Below are 20504 nucleotides of genomic sequence, written 5' to 3' on the forward strand. Positions count from 1 at the left end.
TGGACGATGGTGCTCGAGGACGAGACGGACGAGGAGGCGCGGCGCCGGTCAGGCGGAGCGCTCGACCACGCGGTCGGCGAAGCGGGTGAGCGCCTTCTTGACGGGCCCGTCGGGCAACGGCGCGAGGGCGTCGAGGGCCTCGCGGGCCCAGCGGTGGGCCTCGACCCGGGTGCGTTCGGTGACCTCGTGCTCGCGGACCCGTCGGACCAGGTCGGCGAATTCGTCGTCGAGGTGGGCCGTCGCGTCGGCGAGCGGTGCGGACGAGCCGCCCTCGGCGGTCGGCTCGACGCTCGACCGCTGCGCCGCCGCACGCGTGGCGTCGACGATGCGGTCGATCTCGGACAGGAGGGACGACGCCTCGAGGTCGGTCTGCGCCTGCTGACGCAGGTACAGCACCGGGAGCGTGACGACACCCGCCCGCAGGTCGGTGCCGGCCTTCTTGCCGGTCTCGGCGGGCTGGTCGGACAGGTCGATGACGTCGTCGATCAGCTGGAAGGCGATGCCGATCTTCTCGCCGAACTCGGCGACGGGTGCGAGGTACTCACGCGGTGCCCCGCTGAACATGACGCCGGCACGCGCGGCGGTCGAGATGAGCGACCCCGTCTTGTCGGCGAGCACGTCGATGTAGTGGGCGATCGGGTCGTCGCTCTCGCGCGGACCGACCGTCTCGTGGAGCTGCCCGAGGCAGAGCCGTTCGAAGGTCTCGGCCTGCAGCAGGATGGCCTCTTGGCCGAGCCCCGAGACGATCGTGCTGGCGCGGGCGAACAGCAGGTCGCCGGCGAGGATCGCGACGTTGTTGCCCCACACGGTCTGGGCGCTGGGGACGCCACGACGCATCTGCGCCTCGTCCATGACGTCGTCGTGGTAGAGCGAGGCGAGGTGGGTGATCTCGGTGGCCTGCGCCGAGGCGACGATGCCGGGCGTCGCGCCGTCGCCCAGTTGGGCGATGAGCAGGGTCAGCGTCGGTCGGACGCGCTTGCCGCCCGCGGCGAGCAGGTACCGCGTCGTCGCGTCGGCGATGTCGTCGGCGAAGGCGATCTCTCGCAGCAACCCTTCTTCGACGAGCTCGAGGCCGTCGTCGACGGCGGCGACGAAGCGACGCTCGGTCGGCGTCGCGAAGAGCTTCTCGCCGAGACCGAGCGATCGACCCAGCGAGTTGCGCTGCGCGGGAGGTGCACCGGCGTTCACGACGAGGCCCACTTCGACCGCGAGGAGGCGCGCGCGGCAGCCGAGGCCGGCTTGCGTCCGCGGTGCAGGGCGACGATGCCGAAGCTGAGGTCGCGGTGGGCGACGCGGGTGAACCCGGCGCCGCGGAGCCACTGGCTGAGGACCTGCTGCTCGGGCCACTGCTCGATGGACTCGGCGAGGTACGAGTAGGCCGGACCGTTGCTGCTCGTGAGCTTGGCGACGAGGGGCATGCCGTAACGGAGGTAGGCACGGTACGCGGCACGCAGCAGACCGAACGGCGGGGTGGAGAACTCGCAGACGACGAGGCGACCACCGGGTTTGAGCACGCGGTTCATCTCGGCGAGTGCGACCTTGGGCCGGTTGACGTTGCGCAGCCCGAACGAGATGGTGACGGCGTCGAAGGTGTCGTCGTCGAAGGGCAACGACTCGGCGTTGCCCTCGACGAACTCGAGCTCTGGGTGGCGTTCGCGGCCGACCTCGACCATGCCCTTGGAGAAGTCGAGGGCGACGACCTCGGCACCCCGCTGCGCGATGGCCGCCGAACTGGTGCCCGTGCCCGCGGCGATGTCGAGGACCTTGTCGGCCGGACCGGCGCCGATCGCCTTGACGGTGGCGATGCGCCACAGGACGGCGTTGCCCGCCGAGAGCACGTCGTTCGTGCGGTCGTAATGGCGCGCGACGCCGTCGAACATCGAGGCGACCTCGTCGGGTTGCTTGTTCATGTCGGCCTTGGTCACGATGGTGGATCCTACCGTCAAGCACTGGGGGTGTCCCGAGTAGGGTCGACGAGTGAAGTCCCCCGCGTCCCGCGTTCCGTCACTCGCCGTCCGCACCACGCGCATCGACCACGTCAGCCCGTTGCTCGACGTCGTCGACCGGGCGCGTCCGCTGGTCTTCGTGCGCGGCGGGGCGGGCATGGCGGGCGTCGGCGAGGCCCTCCGTCTCGAGTTCTCCGGGCCCGGCCGCATGACCGAGGCCGCCGATGCCTGGCGCGCCGTGGCGGCCGCCGCCACGGTCCACGACGAGGTCGGCGTGCCCGGCACCGGGTTGGTCGCGTTCGGCTCGTTCGCGTTCGACGACGAGTCCGCCGAGACGAGCGTGCTGATCGTCCCGAGCATCGTCATCGGACGGCGCGACGGGGTCGCCTGGATCACGCGGGTGGACGGGGCCGAGCTGCCCGCGGGGAAGCCGGTCGGCGCCTCCGTCCGCCTCTCGCTGGTCGACGGCGCCCTGGGTGCCGACGGTTACGGGCAGGCCGTGGCGCGGGCCGTCGACGCCATCGGCGACGGCCGCGTCAGCAAGGTCGTGCTCGCCCGCGACCTCGTGGGCACGTTGCCACCCGAGGCCGACCTGCGCCTCGTCGCCGCCACCCTGCTCACCGCCTACCCCGACTGCTACGCGTTCGCCGTCGACGGGCTGATCGGGGCCAGTCCCGAGACGCTCGTCAAGTCCGAGCGCGGCGAGGTGTCGGCCCGGGTGCTCGCCGGCAGCGCGGCTCGCGGCGTCGACGCGACGACCGACGAGCAGGCCGCCCTCTCGCTGGCGACGTCACCGAAGGACCTCGACGAGCACGCCTTCGCCCTGCGCAGCCTGCTGCTCTCGCTCGGGCCGCACGCCCGCGACGTCGTGACCGGCGAGCAGCCCTTCACCCTGCGCCTCCCGAATCTCTGGCACCTCGCGAGCGACGTCCGCGGCCGCCTCACCGACGGCTCGAGCTCGCTCGACCTGATCGCCTCGCTGCACCCGACGGCGGCCGTCGCCGGCACGCCGACGCAGGAGGCGCTGGCCCTGATCCGAGAGCTCGAACCGTTCGACCGTGGTCGCTACGCCGGCCCGGTCGGCTGGGTCGGCGCCGACGGCGACGGCGAGTGGGCCATCGCCCTGCGCTGCGCCCAGGTCGATCGAGACGGATCGGTGCGGGCGTTCGCGGGGGCCGGCGTCGTCGCCGAGTCCGTGCCCGAGCGCGAGGTCGCCGAGACGGCCATGAAGTTCCGCCCCGTGGTCGACGCGTTCAGCCGATGACCGGGTCCGTACCCACGCCCGCAGCCGGGCCCGCGCCCGCGCCGACGTGGTCGCGTCCGGTCGCCCTCGTCGTGGCGGCCGCGTTCTTCATGGAGAACCTCGACGCCACCATCCTGTCGACGGCCACCGCGACGATCGCGAGCGACTTCGCGGTCCAGCCCGCCCAACTCGGGCTCGCCGTGACCGGCTACCTCGTCGCCGTGGCGGCGTTCATCCCGCTGGGAGCCTGGCTCGCCGAACGCTGGGGCGCCCGTCGGGTGTTCCTCGCGGCGGTCGTGCTGTTCGTCCTCGCCTCGGTGGCCTGTGCCGCGAGCACCGACCTGGTCGCCCTCACGGCGTCCCGGGTCGTGCAGGGTCTCGCGGGCAGCATGATGGTGCCCATCGGCCGGCTGATCGTCCTGCGCAGCACCGAGAAGTCCGAGCTGATCCGGGCCATCGCCTATCTCACCTGGCCCGCACTCGTCGCGCCGGTCGTCGCGCCGCTGCTCGGCGGGCTCCTGACCGAGCACCTCGGCTGGCAGTGGGTGTTCCTCGTCAACGTCCCGGTCGGCCTCGCGCTGCTCGTCGTCGCCTGGCGGGTCGTCCCCTCCCCCGAGGTCGGCGACCGCCGACCGCTCGACCTGGTGGGCCTGGCGCTCGTGGCCGGCTCGATCGTGGCGCTGGTCCTGGCATTCGAGCTGCTCGGCGAACCCACGACGCTCCTGCCCGGCGTGCTGCTGGTCGTCGCCGCGGTCGTGCTCGGTCTCGTCGCCGTGCGGTGGTTCCGCCGGGCGGCGCACCCGCTGCTCGACCTCGCGGCGTTCCGCATCGGGTCGTTCCGTGTGACCAACCTCAGCGGATCGCTCTACCGGGCCGTCGTGAACGGCATCCCTTTCGTCGTCCCGCTGCTGCTGCAGGACGGCTTCGGCTGGTCGCCCGTCGAAGCGGGCCTCATGCTCATGTGGGTGTTCGTCGGCAACCTGGCCGTGAAGCCGTTCACGACGCCCCTGTTGCAGAGGTTCCGCGTCGTCCCGATCATCGTCGTCGCGACGGTGGCCCTCGCGGCGACCTTCGTCGCGGCCGCGCTCGTCGGTCCCGAGACCTCGCCGGTGGTCGTGGCCGGGGTGCTGCTGCTCAGCGGCGTCTTCCGTTCCGTCGGCTTCACGGCCTACAACACCCTGCAGTTCGCCGACGTCCCGGCCGAGATGATCGGCCCGGCCAACGCCATCGCGTCCATCACGAGTCAGCTCGCCGTCGGACTCGGCGTCGCCGCGACGGCGCTGGCCGTCCGCGTGGCCGACCTCGTGGCCTCGACCGACGGCCCGGCACCCGCGGCATCCGGTTACCAGGCCGCGTTGATCGTCCTGGCCGTGCTGGCCCTGCTCAGCCTGATCGAGGGGCTGCGGCTGCCCAAGGGGACGGGCGACGCGCTGCGGACCCGCGCCTCCTAGGCTCGTCCCGTCGCCGGGTGCTGGCTACGAGGTGGCGAGCTTGGTCCTCTCGAGCTCGACGTCGAACTGCGCGACGGGCCAGTCGAGTCCGCGCGACGCGAGGGCGTCGGTCAACAGCTTCTGCACGGCGATCCGGGCGTACCACTTGCGGTCGGCCGGCACGACGAACCACGGGGCGGTCTCGGTCGAGGTGCGACGGATCGCCGTCTCGTACGCGTCCTGGTAGTCGTTCCACACGAGGCGCTCTTCCAGGTCGCCGGGGTTGTACTTCCAGTGCTTGTCGGGGCGGTCGAGCCGGTCGGCGAGGCGTTCCTTCTGCTCGTCGGACGAGATGTGCAGCATCACCTTGACCAGGGTGGTGCCGTTCGCGACGAGCTCGTCCTCGAAGGCGACGATGTCGGCGTACCGCTGCTCGATGTCTTCGGGCGGGGCCAGGCGACGCACCTTGCCGATCAGGACGTCCTCGTAGTGCGACCGGTCGAAGACCCCGATCATGCCGGGGCCCGGCAGCTCGCGCCGCACCCGCCAGAGGAAGTCGTGCGCGAGCTCGTCGGGGGTCGGCGCCTTGAACGCGTGGTGCGCGACGCCCTGGGGGTCGACGGCTCCCACGACGTGCCGGACGATGCCGCCCTTGCCTGCGGTGTCCATCGCCTGCAGGACGAGCAACACGTTGCCGGTGCTGCCCCCGCTCCGGCTCTGGGCGAACAGCTTCTCCTGGAGCTCGCCCAGGGTCTCGCGGCCCGCCTCGAACGCCTGCTGCGCGTACGCCTTGTCACCGGCGAAGCCGGGCGTCGACGACGTGTCGACGTCGGCGAGCACGAAGCCCTCTCCGGCTCGGAGGGACTGGGAGGGCGAGGTCGTCCACGTCTTGGCCATGCCCTCGACCCTACGGCCGAGCGCCCCGGTCCGGGCCGCCGTGGGGCGGACGGTCAGCGAGAGGGGCACCTCGATCAGCACCGGGCCGTCGTACCGGGCCACGAGAGCCTGATCGAGTTCGGCCCGCGTGGCCGCCTCGACGTACTGCCAGCCGTAGGCGAGGGCGAGGGCCGAGAGGTCGACCTCGTGCGGGGTGAACTGCACACGGGTCATCGCCTCGGGCGACGCCGTGGCCGCGACCTCGAGCCCGTCGAAGATGGTGCCGCCACCGTCGTTGCCGACGACCACCTGCAGCCGGGGCCTCGTCTCGCCGAGGCCGAGGAGCATCGAACCGACGTCGTGCAGCAACGTCAGGTCGCCGACGAGCACCCGGGTGGTGCCGGCGGTGGGGTCGTCACGCTGGCTGGCGAGTGCGATGCCCGTGGCGGTGGCGATCGTGCCGTCGATGCCGGCCAGCCCCCGGTTGGCGTGCACGGGGATCTTCTTGCCGGGCACGACCTGGTCGAGCTCGCGGATCAGTCGCGACGCCCCCAGCACGAGGCGGTCGTGCGGCCAGCTGACGCGCCAGAGGGCCTCGGCCAGGGCTCGACGCGTGACCGGCCGACGCAGCAGCTGGACCTCGCGCCGCAGGAATTCGGCCTGCTCTGCCGCCTCGCTGCGATCGGACGCACCCTCGACCGTGGTGGCGTCGGTGTCGTCGGCGTCCGGCCGGGCAGCGTCGGCCTCGGCCCCGGCCTCGAGCAGCCGACGGCCGGTGTGCACCCAGCGCCCCACCCACGCACGATGGACGGCGTCGTCGGTCGAACCGGACCCCGAGGAGGCGCGGGTCACCTCGACGGCCTCGACCACGCGGGCCGAGCGACTCGGGTCGTAGGCCTCGGCCCCCGCCGCGCGGACGACGACGACCTCGACCCCGTCGCGGGTGAGCAGCGACGGGATCTGGCGACTGAGGGTCGGGTGACCGAAGACCACCACTCGACGGACGCGTCCGCCGAAGTCGGCGTCGTCGAGCAGGGCACGGTAGGACGAGACCAGGTGCGGCCCGAAACGTGCCCCGCTCGACACCTCGGCCACGAGCGGTGCGCCCAGTGCCCGGGCCACGGCCTCGGCCACGGGGCCGGCGGCGTGCCCGGCGACGACCAGGGTCGCGGGGTCGACGTCCACCTCGAGGGCGACCGGAGCCGCGGCGGGCGCGATCTCGACGGGCTCGGGGTGGGCGACGGGCAGCGACTGCTCGCCGGACGACAGGGGCTCGCGGAACGCGACGTTCAGCTGGACCGGACCGCGCGACCGCCCGAGGGCGCCGTGGGAGTCGCCGCCGAGGGCCTCGGCGAGGGCCTCGCGGGCGAGGGTGCGGACGGCTTCGTGGTCGACCGGGCCGGAGCGCGGTGCCTCGACGTCGCGCACCCAGCCGACGGCGCTCGCGAACAGACCCGGTTGCACGGTGGTCTGGTTCGAGCCGATCCCGCGCATCTCGAGGGGACGGTCGGCGCTCAGCACGATCATCGGCACTCCCGAGTGGTGCGCCTCGAGGACGGCGGGGTGGAGGTTCGCCACGGCCGTGCCCGATGTGGTGACGACGACGCTCGGGACGCCCGTCTCGGCGGCGAGCCCCAGCGCGAGGAAGCCACCCGAGCGCTCGTCGATGCGGACGTGGACCGACAGCCGGCCGGCCGTCTCGAACTCGGCGGCGGCGAGGGCCAGGGCCTGGCTGCGGGAGCCGGGGCTGAGCACGACGTCACGGACACCGGCGTCGGCGAGGGACGCGAGGAGCGACAGGGCGTACTCGGTCGACGGGCTGGTCACTTACTGCTTGCCGGTCTTGTCGTCGTTGTCGAGGTCGAGCAGCTCTTGCTCGAGTCGACGGATGCGCTCGTCGGTCGTCTCGCGGTCGAGATCGCTCGTCGTGCGCCAGGACGTCCCCGAGAACTCGGGATCGTCGTCGGGGGCGACGGTGCGCACGGCGGCGGGGCGACCGCTCTTGCGGGCCCGCCCGAGCACGAACCACAGCACGGCCCCGATGACGGGGAGGAGGACGATGATGACGGCCCAGAGCGGCTTGTTCAGCGCCCGGAACCGTGAGGCGTCGGCGAACAGGCAGTCGATGAGCGCGAAGATGACGAATGCCGCCGCGGCGACGATGCCCACGATGAAGAGCCTGACCATGGACCGAGCCTAGTTCTCGATCCGGTGCAACGCCTGATGGTCGGTCGGCCGTTGCGGAGCTGTGACGTACGACTCCCGGCGGTGCTGCGCCGCGCCTCCTCGGCCCTGCGGGTCGTGTCCGTACGGGCCGTCCGTCGCGCGGCGGGTGCACACCTCGCGGACCGTAGACTCCTCGTCGTGAAACCCTGGCTCAAGTACTCGATCGTCCGCCTCGGCCTGTTCGCCGTCGTGCTGGGCCTCCTGCTGGTGCTGAGGTTCGACCCCTTCTGGGCCACGCTGATCGCGGCGGTCGTCGGCTTCTGCGTCTCGTACCTGTTCTTCGCCCCGCTGCGCCGCAAGGTCGCCCTCGACCTCGCCGACCGCCGGTCGCGACCGGCGAAGCTCGACGACGACTCGGTCGCCGAGGACGAGGCGATCGCCGACGAAGCCGACGCCGATCGCGCGCGCCGCACCGACGACCAGGCCTGACCCTCCCGGGCCGAACGCCCGGGGCAGGTCCCGGAAGGGCAGCCTCCTAGAAGAAGAGCGCCGCCGACAGGGCCAGGGCCCAGACCAGGGCCGTCAACGACGACAGCTGCAGGGCGAGGATGAGCTCACGCGGGGTCTTGCCCGTGACGCCGATGACCGCGGCGGGCACCGCGACGATCAGCGTGAAGTAGACGTAGGGCGCGTGCAGGTACAGGAACGCGAAGTACACGAGGATGAAGAACGGCAGCAGCAGGAAGAGCGCGTAGAGCGCCCGCGCCACCGGGTCGCCGACGACGACCGCGAGGGTGCGCTTGCCGGCGGCGGTGTCTTGCGGGATGTCTCGCACGTTGTTGATCATCAGGACCGCGCAGGCGAACAGCCCGGCGGCGACGCCCGCCACCCAGGCGTCGAACGGGAACTCCCGCAGCTGCACGAACGTCGTGCCCACGGTCGCGACGAGCCCGAAGAACACGAAGACGAAGAGCTCGCCCAGGGCGTTGTAGCCGTAGGGCCGTTTGCCACCCGTGTAGAACCACGCGGCGACGACCGCGGCGGCACCGACCGCGAGCAGCCACCAGATCTGGGTGATGACGACGACGACGACACCGGCGACGGCCGCGAGGGCGAAGAACGCGAGCGCCACCTTCAGCACGGTCTTCGGGCGGACGCTGCCCGAACCGGTCAGGCGCGAGGGCCCGACCCGGAAGTCGTCGGTGCCGCGGATGCCGTCCGAGTAGTCGTTCGAGTAGTTGACGCCGACCTGCAGGAACACCGCGACGGCGAGGCAGAGCAGCGCCAGGGTGAGGTCCCAGCCGCCGTTCGCCCGGGCGACGCCGGTGCCGAGGGCGACCGGGGCGATGCCCAGCGGCAGGGTGCGCAGGCGCGCACCGCCGATCCAGTCGCCGGCCGTCACGCGACGGGCCGGCTGCTTGCCGGGCCGCCCGCCGGGTCGGCCACCGGGGCGGCCGCTGCGCTTGGGGGTCGAGGTCTTCGTCTTCGCCACGGGGTCGAGTCTAGTTCGCAGCCGGCTATCAGCTTGCCGCGAGGTCGGCGACCAGGCGGGTCAGGGCCACCCGGTCCGGCTTGCCGCTCGCGAGCAGGGGCACCGTGTCGACCCGGACGATGCGGTCGGGTGCCGCGGCACGACCGACGACGGCCGCCACCGCGGCTCGCAAGGCGGCCAGGTCGTCGGCCACCGTCGGCGCAGGAGGTGCGGTGCCGGTGACCACGACGGGCACCTCGCCCCACCGGGCGTGCGCCGCGCGGACGACCACGGCGTCGGTGAGCCCCGGCTGCTCGCGCACGACCCGCTCGACGACGCCGAGCGACACCTTCTCACCGCCCGAGACGATCACGTCGTCGAGCCGGCCGCTGACGGTCAGCACCCCGTCGGACGACACCGTGCCCGCGTCGCCCGTGCGGTACCACCGCAGGCCGTCGCGCGTGACGAAGGCGGCGGCCGTGCGCTCGGGATCGTCGAGGTACCCCTCGGCCAGCGACGGCCCGGCCAGCTCGACCTGGCCGTCGACGACCTCGACGCGGGTGCGGCCCACGGGCACGCCGTCGTACACACACCCGCCGCTGGTCTCGCTCGACCCGTAGGTGCGCACGACGGTGACGCCGAGGCGACGAGCCCGCTCGACGAGGGCGGCGGGGGTCGCCTGCCCGCCCACCAACAGGGCGTCGAAGCGGCGCAGCACGTCGGCGACGACGGGGTCGGCCTCGGCGACGTCGAACGCCGCCGAGAGCTGGGCCGGGACGAGGGACGAGTACCGGACGGGGTGATCCAGACGCTCGGCGGCGGCGGAGAAGGCACCGACGTCGAAGTGCCCCGGCGCGAGCAGGGCCGGCTCCGTGCCCGCGGCGAGCGAGCGGACCAGCACGTTCAGGCCCGCGACGTAGTGCGCCGGCAGGGCGAGCACCCACTGCCCCGGCCCGGCCAGGGCGCCGTCGGCCGCGGCGGCACCGGCCAGCACGGCGTCGGAGGACAGCGCCACGCGCTTCGGGCGACCGCTCGAGCCGCTGGTCTCGACGACCAGTGACACCGCCTGAGGCACGACACCGGGCAGGTCGCCGGGCACGCGGTCGTCGGTCCGGGGGGCGACGGCGGGACCACCCTCGAGCGCGACCCGGAGCGCGTCGAGCACGGCACCGGGGTCACGGGCGTCGACGGCGAGCAGGGGGCGGGTCACGCGCCGCGCCTCCGGACGGACCGTCGGGGGCGACCGGAGCGGTCGACCGGCCCCGTCGGACTCGCGGACGCGGACATCAGTACTGCCAGGGGAAGGGCGACCAGTCGGGCGCGCGCTTCTCGAGGAACGAGTCGCGCCCCTCGACGGCCTCGTCGGTGCCGTAGGCGAGACGGGTCGCCTCGCCCGCGAAGACCTGCTGGCCGACGATGCCGTCGTCGGTCGCGTTGAAGGCGAACTTGAGCATGCGGATGGCGGTCGGGGACTTCGTCAGGATGGTGCGGGCCATGGCGAGCGCCTCGCGTTCGAGGTCGGCGTGCGGCACGACGCGGTTCACGGCCCCCATCTCGTAGGCGCGATCGGCGCTGTACTCTTCCGCGAGGAAGAACACCTCGCGTGCGAACTTCTGCCCGATCTGCTTGGCGAAGTAGGCGCTGCCGTACCCCGCGTCGAACGAGCCCACGTCGGCGTCGGTCTGCTTGAACCTGCCGTGTTCCCGGCTCGCGACGGTCAGGTCGCAGACCACGTGCAGGGAGTGCCCACCCCCGGCGGCCCATCCGGGCACCACGGCGATGACGACCTTGGGCATGAACCGGATCAACCGCTGCACCTCGAGGATGTGCAGCCGTCCCGCCGACGCCGGGTCGGGCACGTTCGCCTGGTCGCCCTCGGCCTTGTAGCCGTCACGACCACGGATGCGCTGGTCCCCGCCGCTGCAGAACGCCCAGCCGCCGTCCTTCGGGCTGGGACCGTTGCCGGTGAGCAGGACGACCCCGATGCGGCTGTTCATGCGGGCGTCGTCGAGCACCCGGTAGAGCTCGTCGACCGTGTGCGGCCGGAACGCGTTGCGCACCTCGGGACGGTCGAAGGCCACGCGGGCCACGCGGCCGTCGACGCTGTGGTGGTAGGTGACGTCGGTCAGGGAGTCGAAGCCCTCGACGCTGCGCCACTCGGTCGGATCGAACAGGTCGGACACCTCGGAAGCCATGTCGCCAGCCTACCGACGGGGTCCGACCTCGCCACGACCGGGGTCAGACCGTCGAGACGAACCGCCCGATCAGCCAGACGAGCACGAACGGGTTCGACAGCGAGCTGAGGATCACGGCGGCCACCCCCCACCAGCGACCACGGCGCATGACGACGGCCATCAGCCCGACGACCCCGACGACGATCGAGGCCAACAGGGTGACGAGGGCGAGGACGGCGGCCGGGCTGACGGCGTCCGCGGCGAGGAGGCCCAGGGCCAGTCCGTCGAGGGCGAGCAGCACGATCGCCAGCACGAACGTGACGACGCCCAGCCGTCGGCTGCGCGGGGGCCGGTCGACCTCGTCGTGACCGGGGCCGTCGAAGACCTGGAGGTCGTCGGGCTCCGACGCGTCGCGGCCGCTGCCGTCACTCCCCCGGGCGGCACGCTCGTCGGGTGACCACTCCGGTTCTCGGGCGGGTACGGGTTCGCGGTCGACCATGACGCACGACCTTACCGGGGTCGCCGGTGCGACACTGAGCGGATGCCGACCGTCGACCGTGAGCCGTCCACCACTCCCCCGCTGCCTCCCCTGGCCGACCTGGTCGAGGACGCCCACGTCGTCCGCCTCCCGCTCCGCACGCGCTTCCGCGGGCTCGACGAGCGTGAGGCCCTGGTGGTCGAGGGCCCGTCGGGTTGGACCGAGTTCAGCCCCTTCCTCGAGTACGGGCCCGCCGAGTCGGCCGCCTGGCTCGCGGCCACGATCGACTTCGGCTGGGGCCGACTCCCCGACGTGCGTGCCCGTCGGGTGCTGGTCAACGCCACCCTGCCGGCGGTCGCCGCCGACCGGGTGCCCGACGTGCTCGCCCGCTACCGCGGCTGCCGGACGGTCAAGGTCAAGGTCGCCGAGCGCGGGCAGACGCTCGCGGACGACATCGCCCGTGTCGCCGCGGCCCGGGACTGGGTCGGCCCCGAGGGCCGCGTCCGCGTCGACGCCAACGGGGGCTGGTCGGTCGAATCGGCCGAGGAGGCGCTGGTCGGCCTGGCACCGTACGCCCTGGAATACGCGGAACAACCCTGCGCCACGGTGCCCGAGCTCGCCGAGCTGCGACGCCGCGTCTCGGGGCTGGGGGTGCTCGTCGCGGCCGACGAGAGCGTCCGGAAGGCCGACGACCCGCTGGCCGTCGCCCGGGCCGGCGCCGCGGACCTCCTCGTGATCAAGGCCCAACCGCTCGGCGGCGTCACCGCCGCACTCCGGATCGTCGCCGCGGCCGGATTGCCCGTCGTCGTCTCGAGCGCCCTCGACACGTCGGTCGGGCTCAGCATGGGCGCGCACCTCGCCGCTGCCGTGACGGACCTCCGCCACGACTGCGGCCTCGGCACGGCCGCCCTGCTCGGGGCCGACGTGACGCGCGATCCGCTGCTGCCCGTCGACGGGGCGATCGACGTACGCCGTGTCGACGTCGACGTCGACCTGCTCCGCCGTCACGCGGTGGACGACGACCGACGCGGGATGTGGCTGGAGCGGCTTCGCGCCTCCTACGCCGTGCTCACCGACTGACGTCGGTTCACGCGGCTCGCCGGGCGGCACCGAAGAGCCGGTCGGTCAGAGACCCGAGTAGGCGTGCAGGCCCTTGAAGAAGACGTTGACGACCGAGAAGTTGAACATGACGGCGGCGAACCCGATGATCGACAACCACGACGAGCGGGCCCCACGCCACCCGCGGGTCGCCCGCGCGTGGATGTACCCGGCGTAGAGCACCCAGATGATGAAGGTCCAGACCTCTTTGGTGTCCCAGCCCCAGTAGCGACCCCAGGCCCGCTCGGCCCAGATGGCGCCGGCGATGAGGGTGAAGGTCCAGAGGACGAAGCCGACGAGAGCGATGCGGTAGGCCAGGTCTTCGAGGCGTTCGGCACCGGGGAGGGTGTCGAGGAAGCGCAGACCGGCGAGCTTGGACTGCTCACGTCTCGTCTGTACGAGCTGCGCGGCCGAGAGCCCGGCGGCGATGGCGAAGAACGCCGTGCCCAGGATGGCCACGAAGACATGGATCACCAACCACGCCGACTGGAGCGCCGGCGGCAGCGGCGAGACCGCCACGTAGTAGTTGACGGTGCCGATGGCGAGCAGCACCAGGTTGAGGCCCATGACGTACGCGCCGAGGAACCGCAGGTTGACCACCAGTTGCACGGCCAGGTAGACGCCGACGATGATCGCGGTGCCGGTGAGCGAGAACTCGAACATGTTGGCCCACGGCACGCGACCGGCGGCGAGACCGCGCAGCACGACCGAGGCGACGTGAACGACGAACCCGAGCAGCATCATCGCGATGGCGACGCGCTCGAAGCTCGAGGCCTTGGCGGGCGAACCGGTGGGGGCCACGCCACCCGCCCCGCCCGACGGTCGGTCAAGGACGACCGTGCTGCCACCCGATGCCGAGCGCGAGACGGACGCCGTCGCGAGGGCTTCGGCCTTGGCGGCACGGGCCGCCGCCTGCTGGGCGTCACCGGACCGCTTCGCCAGGTCGAGGGCGAAGGCCACGAACGAGATCGTGTAGATGGCCATCGCCGAGTACACGGCGACGAGCGAGTAGTAGGCGAGGTCGGCAGTCACCATCAGATCTTACGTCCGCGTCCGCCAGCAGCGGGGCCGGGTTTCTCGACGTCGTGACGGGCCGGGTCGTCGGCCACCTCGCGGGCGACGTCGGCCGGGACGCCCAGACCGCCGAGGTGCGTCTTGGCGATGTCGCCGACGGCGCGTCCGAGCGTGGGGTCCTCGCCGCGGGCGAGCCCGGCGTACTCGAGCCGGACGCCGTCGTCGGTCTCGGTCGCCTTGACCCAGACCCGGCGGCGCGGCACGAACAGCGCGGTCAGCAGACCGGCGAACGAGAGCCCGGCGAAGAGCAGCACCCAGACCTGCGACGGGTCGTGGTGGATGTCGAACGAGGCGAACCGTTTGACGCCGTCGAAGGTGATCGTGCCCAGACCGTCGGGGATCGTCGCGGTCTCGCCCGGGGTCAGCTGGACGGCCTTCTCTCGCGCGTCGTCGTCGGTGCCGGCCAACGGGGTGAGACCGTCGGTGTCGAGCGTGTAGACCGACGTCGGCACGCCCGCGTCGAGCCCGAGGTCGCCCGAGTAGACGTTCAGGCTGAGCACGGGGTTCGTGGTGTCCGGATCGGTGGACGTCAGGGCCCCCGTGCCGTTGTCCGCCGCCGTGGGGTAGAAGAACCCGATCATGCCGAGCTGGTCGGGCAGGGCGTCGGGCACCTTGATGACGCCGAGCGAGGTCAGGTTCGTGTCCTGCGGCAGGAACGGCACCGTGTCGCGGAAGGCGACGTTGCCCTCGCCGTCGCGCACCGTCACGTCGACCGCGTAGCCGTTGCCCAGCAGGTAGACGTTCGAGCCGCCGATCGACAGGGGCGAGTTGACCTTGATCTGCGTCTTCTCGGCGTTGCCGCCCCGCGCCTGGGCGGTGACGTCGGCGGTGAAGTCGGTGGCCATGCCGGCGGCACCCGCGGTGTCGGGCGCGTACTCCGTCGAGAACTCGTCGAGCGCGATCGAGAACGGCGAGAGCTGTGTCTCGTCGAACCATCGTCCCGGGTTGAAGGAGTCGTACGAGCCGAGCACGTTCGAGAACGTCTGCCCCTCGACGACGACGCGCTGGCCCGAGTACCCGAAACCGCCGCCGACCCCGACGGTCAGCAGCACCCCGACGAGGGTCGAGTGGAAGACCAGGTTGCCGGTCTCGCGCAGGTAACCGCGCTCGGCGCTGACCGAGTCGCCGAAGACCTGTGTGCGGTAGCCGGAGCGCTTCAGCTGGGCACGGGCCGCGTCGACGGCACGGGCGGCCGTGATCGCGTCGTCACCCGCGCCTCCTGCGGTCTCGAGGGTGATCGACCGGTAGCCGGCCAGGCGCGACAGCCGCGCGGGGGTCTTCGGCGGGCGGGCCCGCAGCGCCTCGAAGTGGTGCCGCGTGCGCGGGATGATGCAGCCGATCAACGAGATGAAGAGCAACAGGTAGACGGCCGAGAACCAGGGCGACGAGTAGGTGTCGAAGACGCCGAGCTTGTCGAGCACGGGGAACAGGTCGGGGTGGTCGGTGCGGTACTGGACGACGCCGTTGGGGTCGGAGGTGCGCTGCGGCACGAGCGAGCCGGGGATCGCCGCGACGGCGAGCAGCATCAGCAGGAAGAGCGCGGTCTTCATGCTGGTCAGCTGCCGCCAGAAGAAGCGCAGGTAGCCCAGGGGGCCGAGCTTGGGCTGCGTGATGCCCGCACCGTCGGAAGGCCCCGGGCGGACCGAGTCGATGTGGTCGCTCGGGCGCAACGGGTCGCCGCCGACGTCGGTCGCGTCGGCGTCGGTCAGCTCGGTGTCGGTCACCCCGGTGTCGGTGCCGGCGGCGGCCGAGGAGGCGCGGGTCGCGTCGCCCCCGTCGCGGTCAGACGATCGTGCCATAGGTCGCGATCACCGCCCCGACGTGCGACATGAGGCTGGACCAGAGGCCCGTGACCATGAGCAGACCGATGAGCACGAGCAGTGACCCTCCGACGATGTTGACGACGCGGATGTGCCGCTTGACGAACGAGATGGACCGCGAGGCCCAGCCGAAGCCGAGCGCGACGAGCAGGAACGGCACACCGAGGCCGATGCAGTAGAAGGCCCCGAGCAGGACGCCCTGCCAGGCCGAGCCCGAACCCAGGGCGAGCACCTGTACCGCGGCCAGGGTCGGGCCGATGCACGGCGTCCACCCGATCCCGAAGACGATGCCGAGCAGCGGCGCCCCGGCGAGGCCCGTCTTCGGGAGGAACCCGGGCTTCAGGGTGCGCTGCAGGAACGTGAACTGTCCGATGAAGACGAGGCCGAGCAGGATCACCACGATGCCCATGACGCGCGTGACGACCTCGCGCCACTGGATCAGCCAGAACCCCGCCGAGGCGAAGGCGAGCGAGGTGCCGACGAAGACGACCGAGAAGCCGAGGATGAACAGGACGACGCCGAGCACGAGCCGGCGGCGGTCGCGACGCTTGGCCCCTGCCTCGGTCGCCCCGGTGGTCAGACCGCCGACGTAACCGAGGTACCCCGGCACGAGAGGCAGCACGCAGGGTGACAGGAACGAGATGAGCCCCGCCAGCAAGGCCACCGGCAGGCCGACCGCGAGCTGACCGCCCACGACCGCGTCGAAGAAGGGATTGCCCTGGTACACCTAGGACGTCTCGGCGAGGGTGTCGGAGATCAGGGTGTCGAGGATGCTCGGCCCGTCGAGACCGCCGAGGATGCGCGCCGCGATGCGGCCCTGCTTGTCGAGGACGATCGTGGTCGGGACGGCGTTGGGCGCGATCGTGCCCGCGAGGGCGAGTTGGACGGCCCCGTCGTTGGCGTCGACGACCGACGGGTAGGTGACGTCGAAGGTGCGCGCGAAGGCCAGGGAGGTGTCGGCCTGGTCACGCACGTTGACGCCGAGGAACTCGACGCCCTTGTCGGCGTACGACTGGTTGAGCTTCTCGAGTTCGGGCGCCTCGAGGCGGCAGGGCGGGCACGCGGCGTACCAGAAGTTGAGGACGACGACCTCGCCCTCGTGGTCGGACCGTGAGACGGTCTCGCCGGCGTCGGTCTCGGCGGTGAACGCGACCGGGTCGGTGCGGTCCTCGGGCGCGATCTCGGTGACGGTGCCGTTGCCCGAGATGTAGTTCTCGGTGGTGCCGTTGCCGTACTGCGTCGCGAGGTCGTCGGCCGTGGACGAGCACCCCGTGGCGGCGAGGGCGACCACGCCGGCCAGGGCGAGGCCGCGGGTCACGAGACGGGCACGGGTCGGGCGGATGGTCTGGCTCACACTGCTCCCAGGTCGACGGCGGACTGGTTCAAGTGTGCAGCGGGTTCCTGGTAGCCGACCTCGACGAAGCCCCCCTCGCGGCGCTCGAGCGTGGTGATGCTCGAGAGCGTGCAGCGGCGGCGGCGCGGATCGTGGAACAGGCGGGCGCCGGTGACGCTCCGGTGGACCATCCAGATGGGCAGCTGGTGGCTGACGAGCACGACGTCGCCCTCGTCGACGCTCGACCAGGCCTCGTCGATCGCCGAGAGCATGCGGGCGGCGATGCTGACGTAGGCCTCGCCCCAGCTGGGCTTCAGGGGGTTGACGATCCACGGCCACTCGGCCGGCACCTTGAGCTGCTTGGCGATGCTGAAGTCGCTGCGGCGCCCCTCGTACTTGTTGCTCGGCTCGACCAGCCGCTCGTCGACCTGCGTCTCGAGCCCGAAGGCCGACGACCACGGCGCCGCACTCTCGCGGGTGCGCTGCAGCGGTGAGGCGAAGACGGCTCGGACGGGAACGCCCTGCTCGTGGAAGGCGTCGGCCGAGGCGGCCGCCATGCGGTGGCCGAGATCGCTCAGGCCGAACCCGTCGAGGCGGCCGTAGAGCACGTGCTCGGGGTTGTGCACCTCACCGTGCCGGACGAGGTGGATCTGCTGCGCGGGCATGCGGACGAGTCTAGGTCGGGACCGCCTGCACACCTCCCACACGGGAACCCCCAAGCTCGCCGGTGCCCGGGCGGACCGTCCGGCGGGCCGTGGGAGGCGGTGACTGTAAACTCGGGCCTCGTGATCGAACGCACCCTCATCAAAGACCTGTCCGCGTTGCCCGACGGACCCGTGACCGTGACCGGCTGGGTCGAGACCGTGCGTGACCAGAAGAAGGTGCAGTTCGTCGTCCTCCGCGACGAGTCCGGCGCCCTCCAGCTGGTCCGCCCCCGCACGGCCGCGGACGTTCTCGAGGCCGCCGGCGAGACCGACGACGTCGCCGACGCCATCTCGTCGCTGTCGCAGGGCAGCTTCGTCACCGTCACGGGCGAACTCAAGCACGACGAGCGCGTCAAGCTCGGCGGCATCGAGGTCAAGGTCGAGACGCTCGTCATCGACTCGCTGGCCGACCCCGAGACCCCGATCGCCGCCGACAGCAGCATCGACAAGCGCCTCGACTGGCGCTTCCTCGACCTGCGTGTCCCCCGCAACGCCCTGATCTTCCGCGTGCAGACGACCTTCGAACACGCCCTGCGCACCTGGTGGATCGAGCGTGACTACGTCGAGATCCACACCCCGAAGCTCATGGCGACCCCGAGCGAGTCGAACGCCGAGCTGTTCAAGGTCGACTACTTCGACGGTGTCGCCTACCTGGCGCAGAGCCCGCAGTTCTTCAAGCAGATGGCCCAGTCGGCCGGCTTCGGCAAGATCTTCGAGATCGCCCCGGTGTTCCGCGCCGACCCGTCGTTCACGTCGCGTCACGCGACCGAGTTCACGGGCGTCGACGCCGAGATCAGCTACGTCGAGAGCCACGAGGACGTCATGCAGATGCAGGAGCAGCTGCTGGCCTTCGCCTTCCAGGCCGTGGCCGACAAGCACGGCGCCGAGATCAAGGAGCTGTTCGACGTCGACGTCGTGGTGCCCACCGTGCCGTTCCCGCGCATCCCCCTCGCCGAGGCCAAGCGCATCGTGGCCGAGCGCGGCTACGAGGTGCCCCGCGCCGACGCCGACATGGACCCCGAGGGCGAGCGCCGGATCGCCGAGTACGTCGCGGAGCAGTTCGGCCACGACTTCGTGTACCTGACGGACTACGACGCCTCGATCCGCCCGTTCTATCACATGCGTCATGACGACGACCCGCAGCTCACCAAGAGCTACGACCTGATCTACCGCGGCACCGAGATCACCACGGGTGCGCAGCGCGAGCACCGCATCGAGGTGCTCGAGCAGCAGATCCGCGAGAAGGGCATGAAGCCCGAAGAGCTCTCGAGCTACCTCGACTTCTTCCGCTACGGCGCCCCCTCGCACGGTGGCTTCGGCATGGGCCTCGCCCGCGTGTTGATGCTCATGCTGCACCAGGCCAACCTGCGCGAGGTGACCTTCCTCTTCCGCGGCCCCACGCGCCTCCAGCCGTAGGCCCGCCGCACGAATCGGTTGGTGGGCGGTCCGGTCTCGATTGAGACCTGACCGCCCCCTTTTCTTTAGTCCTGGATTGTGCGGCGAATGGGACCGACGGCGACGGCCCTCGAACAAGCGACGAGGGCGAAGAGACCCAACACCACCAGAGCCTCGACGGTCGGCACGGGCGACGACGTCGATTCAGTCAATGAGACGGCTGTGATCGTGACGAGAAGGCCCAGACCGAAAACGACCGCCGCCGGGACTTCCTTCGCTCGCGTCCGCCACCACCCGCTGCCACTGGCGACTACTCGCGGCAAGCCGCCGATCAGCACCAAGAACACGAGTAGCACCACCGTTTGATCGAACCGCCCCAGCACGCCCGTGGCGTGCAACTCAAGCCCCCCGGCCATCATGACGATGGCGAGCAACAGCCCTCCACGAGTCGGAGGGGCATAGCTGACTGTCACTGACCGACGAGGAACAACACGATCATTTCCTCGTTGATTCATTGACGGCAATTCTCGATGACGGGCCAAGTGACCAGGCTTGGCAACGTCGTGCGCCTGATACCCACGCACCGCCCCTGGGCCACCGCCGAATTCGCAGTCTGCACCATCGCCGCCGTCGCGATTCCGCAGGCCCATCCGACAGGCCCTCACGCTGCGGCGATGAGTGCTGCCACAAGACCTGAATTGGTCAGCTGCCTCGTCTCGTTCCGGCTGTACATGACGGTGCAGAACTGAAAGTTGCACTCGAGTCGCGCCATGATCGTCACGGGGAACGTCGTTGGCACATCGTCCAAGCGCTGCCGGACAATGTTGCCGTCTATCTCGTAGGACGAACGAAGATCTCGCCCGTCCGCGTCGATGGCCACGGGTGGTGCGAGCGAGTTGATGGCAGATCCGTTGTCGTCCAAGATCCGCACGCCTCCCCGTTCGTCGAGTTCGAGACGAGCCGGACGCCCGTCGATCAGGACCTCGAAACCAAAGTCGACTAGCTCTTGCTCGCTCAGAACACGGATGTACTGCCCGTCCGCGCCTGCCTCCGCGTTGCTCACACCTTGACGCGTTCGGCGCGAGGACGACAACCCTCGCGGGTTTTCGCCCGACACGAAAGAAACCACGTGCCCCTGGCTCTCAACGGACATGACGACCCCTGCTTCGTCGGGCTGATCAGCAGCAAATGCCCCACTCCCTGTTCCGGCGATCGACGTCATCACCAGCATGAGCACTACAGCAATCGACGGCCTGGTCGTCCTGTTCTTCCAGGTCATGTCCTCTTCCAATCTGT

20 protein-coding genes and 1 pseudogene are annotated in these 20504 nt (G+C 71.3%); 5 read left to right on the plus strand and 16 right to left on the minus strand.

The genetic code is table 11. The annotated features are described in order from the left end of the window. Positions 1-48: 48 nt before the first annotated feature. On the minus strand, positions 49-1188 hold the full coding sequence (locus AC1MBW_RS02670; protein ID WP_480025342.1) for a polyprenyl synthetase family protein: 1140 nt from the start codon (positions 1186-1188) through the stop codon (positions 49-51). Beyond that, the gene (gene ubiE, locus AC1MBW_RS02675) at positions 1185-1925 is read right to left on the minus strand and encodes a bifunctional demethylmenaquinone methyltransferase/2-methoxy-6-polyprenyl-1,4-benzoquinol methylase UbiE (RefSeq protein WP_480025343.1); all 741 of its coding nucleotides are present in this window, start codon (positions 1923-1925) and stop codon (positions 1185-1187) included. Before ubiE ends, AC1MBW_RS02670 begins: the two co-directional genes overlap by 4 nt. Positions 1926-1977: 52 nt before the next feature. Between ubiE and AC1MBW_RS02680 the strand changes: the two genes are divergently transcribed. Both AC1MBW_RS02680 and AC1MBW_RS02685 read left to right on the plus strand, forming a co-directional pair. Next, positions 1978-3210, plus strand: a complete 1233-nt coding sequence (locus AC1MBW_RS02680) for an isochorismate synthase (RefSeq protein ID WP_480025344.1) — start codon at positions 1978-1980, stop codon at positions 3208-3210. Then, positions 3207-4640 carry an MFS transporter gene (locus AC1MBW_RS02685; RefSeq protein ID WP_480025345.1) on the plus strand — a complete coding sequence of 478 codons (1434 nt, stop codon included), beginning with the start codon at positions 3207-3209 and terminating at the stop codon, positions 4638-4640. The genes AC1MBW_RS02680 and AC1MBW_RS02685 overlap by 4 nt, the downstream gene beginning before the upstream one ends. 24 nt (positions 4641-4664) lie before the next feature. Here the strand turns inward: AC1MBW_RS02685 and AC1MBW_RS02690 are convergent, their stop codons facing one another. The 3 genes and pseudogenes from AC1MBW_RS02690 to AC1MBW_RS02700 form a co-directional block, all read right to left on the minus strand. Beyond that, positions 4665-5516 carry a PPK2 family polyphosphate kinase gene (locus AC1MBW_RS02690; RefSeq protein ID WP_480026066.1) on the minus strand — a complete coding sequence of 284 codons (852 nt, stop codon included), beginning with the start codon at positions 5514-5516 and terminating at the stop codon, positions 4665-4667. 78 nt (positions 5517-5594) lie between these two features. After that, positions 5595-7322, minus strand: a pseudogene (gene menD / locus AC1MBW_RS02695) (2-succinyl-5-enolpyruvyl-6-hydroxy-3-cyclohexene-1-carboxylic-acid synthase); the annotation flags it as partial. After that, entirely contained in the window at positions 7323-7682 is a 360-nt protein-coding gene (locus tag AC1MBW_RS02700; protein ID WP_480025346.1) for a PLD nuclease N-terminal domain-containing protein, read from the minus strand. Between the two features lie 177 nt (positions 7683-7859). Between AC1MBW_RS02700 and AC1MBW_RS02705 the strand changes: the two genes are divergently transcribed. Further along, positions 7860-8150 carry a DUF4229 domain-containing protein gene (locus AC1MBW_RS02705; protein ID WP_480025347.1) on the plus strand — a complete coding sequence of 97 codons (291 nt, stop codon included), beginning with the start codon at positions 7860-7862 and terminating at the stop codon, positions 8148-8150. 46 nt (positions 8151-8196) lie between these two features. Here AC1MBW_RS02705 and AC1MBW_RS02710 read toward each other — a convergent pair whose 3' ends face one another. From AC1MBW_RS02710 to AC1MBW_RS02725, 4 genes are all read right to left on the minus strand, one after another. Continuing rightward, on the minus strand, positions 8197-9153 hold the full coding sequence (locus AC1MBW_RS02710) for a 1,4-dihydroxy-2-naphthoate polyprenyltransferase (protein ID WP_480025348.1): 957 nt from the start codon (positions 9151-9153) through the stop codon (positions 8197-8199). A gap of 28 nt (positions 9154-9181) precedes the next feature. After that, a complete protein-coding gene (locus AC1MBW_RS02715; RefSeq protein WP_480025349.1) occupies positions 9182-10342 on the minus strand; it encodes an AMP-binding protein in 1161 nt (386 codons plus the stop codon). A gap of 76 nt (positions 10343-10418) precedes the next feature. Next, positions 10419-11327 carry a 1,4-dihydroxy-2-naphthoyl-CoA synthase gene (locus tag AC1MBW_RS02720; protein WP_480025350.1) on the minus strand — a complete coding sequence of 303 codons (909 nt, stop codon included), beginning with the start codon at positions 11325-11327 and terminating at the stop codon, positions 10419-10421. A gap of 43 nt (positions 11328-11370) precedes the next feature. Further along, positions 11371-11805: a hypothetical protein gene (locus AC1MBW_RS02725; RefSeq protein ID WP_054146345.1), complete on the minus strand. Its 435-nt coding sequence runs from the start codon at positions 11803-11805 to the stop codon at positions 11371-11373. 42 nt (positions 11806-11847) lie between these two features. Between AC1MBW_RS02725 and AC1MBW_RS02730 the strand changes: the two genes are divergently transcribed. Further along, entirely contained in the window at positions 11848-12864 is a 1017-nt protein-coding gene (locus AC1MBW_RS02730) for an o-succinylbenzoate synthase (protein WP_480025351.1), read from the plus strand. Positions 12865-12909: 45 nt separating this feature from the next. Here the strand turns inward: AC1MBW_RS02730 and ccsB are convergent, their stop codons facing one another. From ccsB to AC1MBW_RS02755, 5 genes are read right to left on the minus strand one after another with little or no spacing between them, the layout of a single operon-like run. Continuing rightward, positions 12910-13917 (minus strand): c-type cytochrome biogenesis protein CcsB, encoded by a 1008-nt coding sequence (gene ccsB, locus AC1MBW_RS02735; RefSeq protein WP_480025352.1) that lies wholly within the window; start codon positions 13915-13917, stop codon positions 12910-12912. Then, positions 13917-15755, minus strand: a complete 1839-nt coding sequence (gene resB / locus AC1MBW_RS02740) for a cytochrome c biogenesis protein ResB (protein ID WP_480025353.1) — start codon at positions 15753-15755, stop codon at positions 13917-13919. Before resB ends, ccsB begins: the two co-directional genes overlap by 1 nt. Next, complete coding sequence (locus AC1MBW_RS02745; RefSeq protein WP_480025354.1) at positions 15739-16503, minus strand: cytochrome c biogenesis CcdA family protein; 765 nt, start codon at positions 16501-16503, stop codon at positions 15739-15741. The genes resB and AC1MBW_RS02745 overlap by 17 nt, the downstream gene beginning before the upstream one ends. Beyond that, entirely contained in the window at positions 16504-17130 is a 627-nt protein-coding gene (locus AC1MBW_RS02750) for a TlpA disulfide reductase family protein (protein ID WP_054146342.1), read from the minus strand. After that, positions 17127-17774, minus strand: a complete 648-nt coding sequence (locus tag AC1MBW_RS02755) for a histidine phosphatase family protein (RefSeq protein WP_480025355.1) — start codon at positions 17772-17774, stop codon at positions 17127-17129. The genes AC1MBW_RS02750 and AC1MBW_RS02755 overlap by 4 nt, the downstream gene beginning before the upstream one ends. A 120-nt stretch (positions 17775-17894) precedes the next feature. Between AC1MBW_RS02755 and aspS the strand changes: the two genes are divergently transcribed. After that, complete coding sequence (gene aspS, locus AC1MBW_RS02760; RefSeq protein WP_054146340.1) at positions 17895-19229, plus strand: aspartate--tRNA(Asn) ligase; 1335 nt, start codon at positions 17895-17897, stop codon at positions 19227-19229. Between the two features lie 65 nt (positions 19230-19294). Here aspS and AC1MBW_RS02765 read toward each other — a convergent pair whose 3' ends face one another. Together AC1MBW_RS02765 and AC1MBW_RS02770 are read right to left on the minus strand one after the other, a co-directional pair. Then, positions 19295-19642 carry a hypothetical protein gene (locus AC1MBW_RS02765; RefSeq protein WP_480025356.1) on the minus strand — a complete coding sequence of 116 codons (348 nt, stop codon included), beginning with the start codon at positions 19640-19642 and terminating at the stop codon, positions 19295-19297. Positions 19643-19869: 227 nt separating this feature from the next. Further along, positions 19870-20487: a hypothetical protein gene (locus AC1MBW_RS02770; RefSeq protein WP_480025357.1), complete on the minus strand. Its 618-nt coding sequence runs from the start codon at positions 20485-20487 to the stop codon at positions 19870-19872. Between the last annotated feature and the right edge of the window lie 17 nt (positions 20488-20504).

Source organism: Frigoribacterium sp. AP1, from assembly GCF_056680555.1.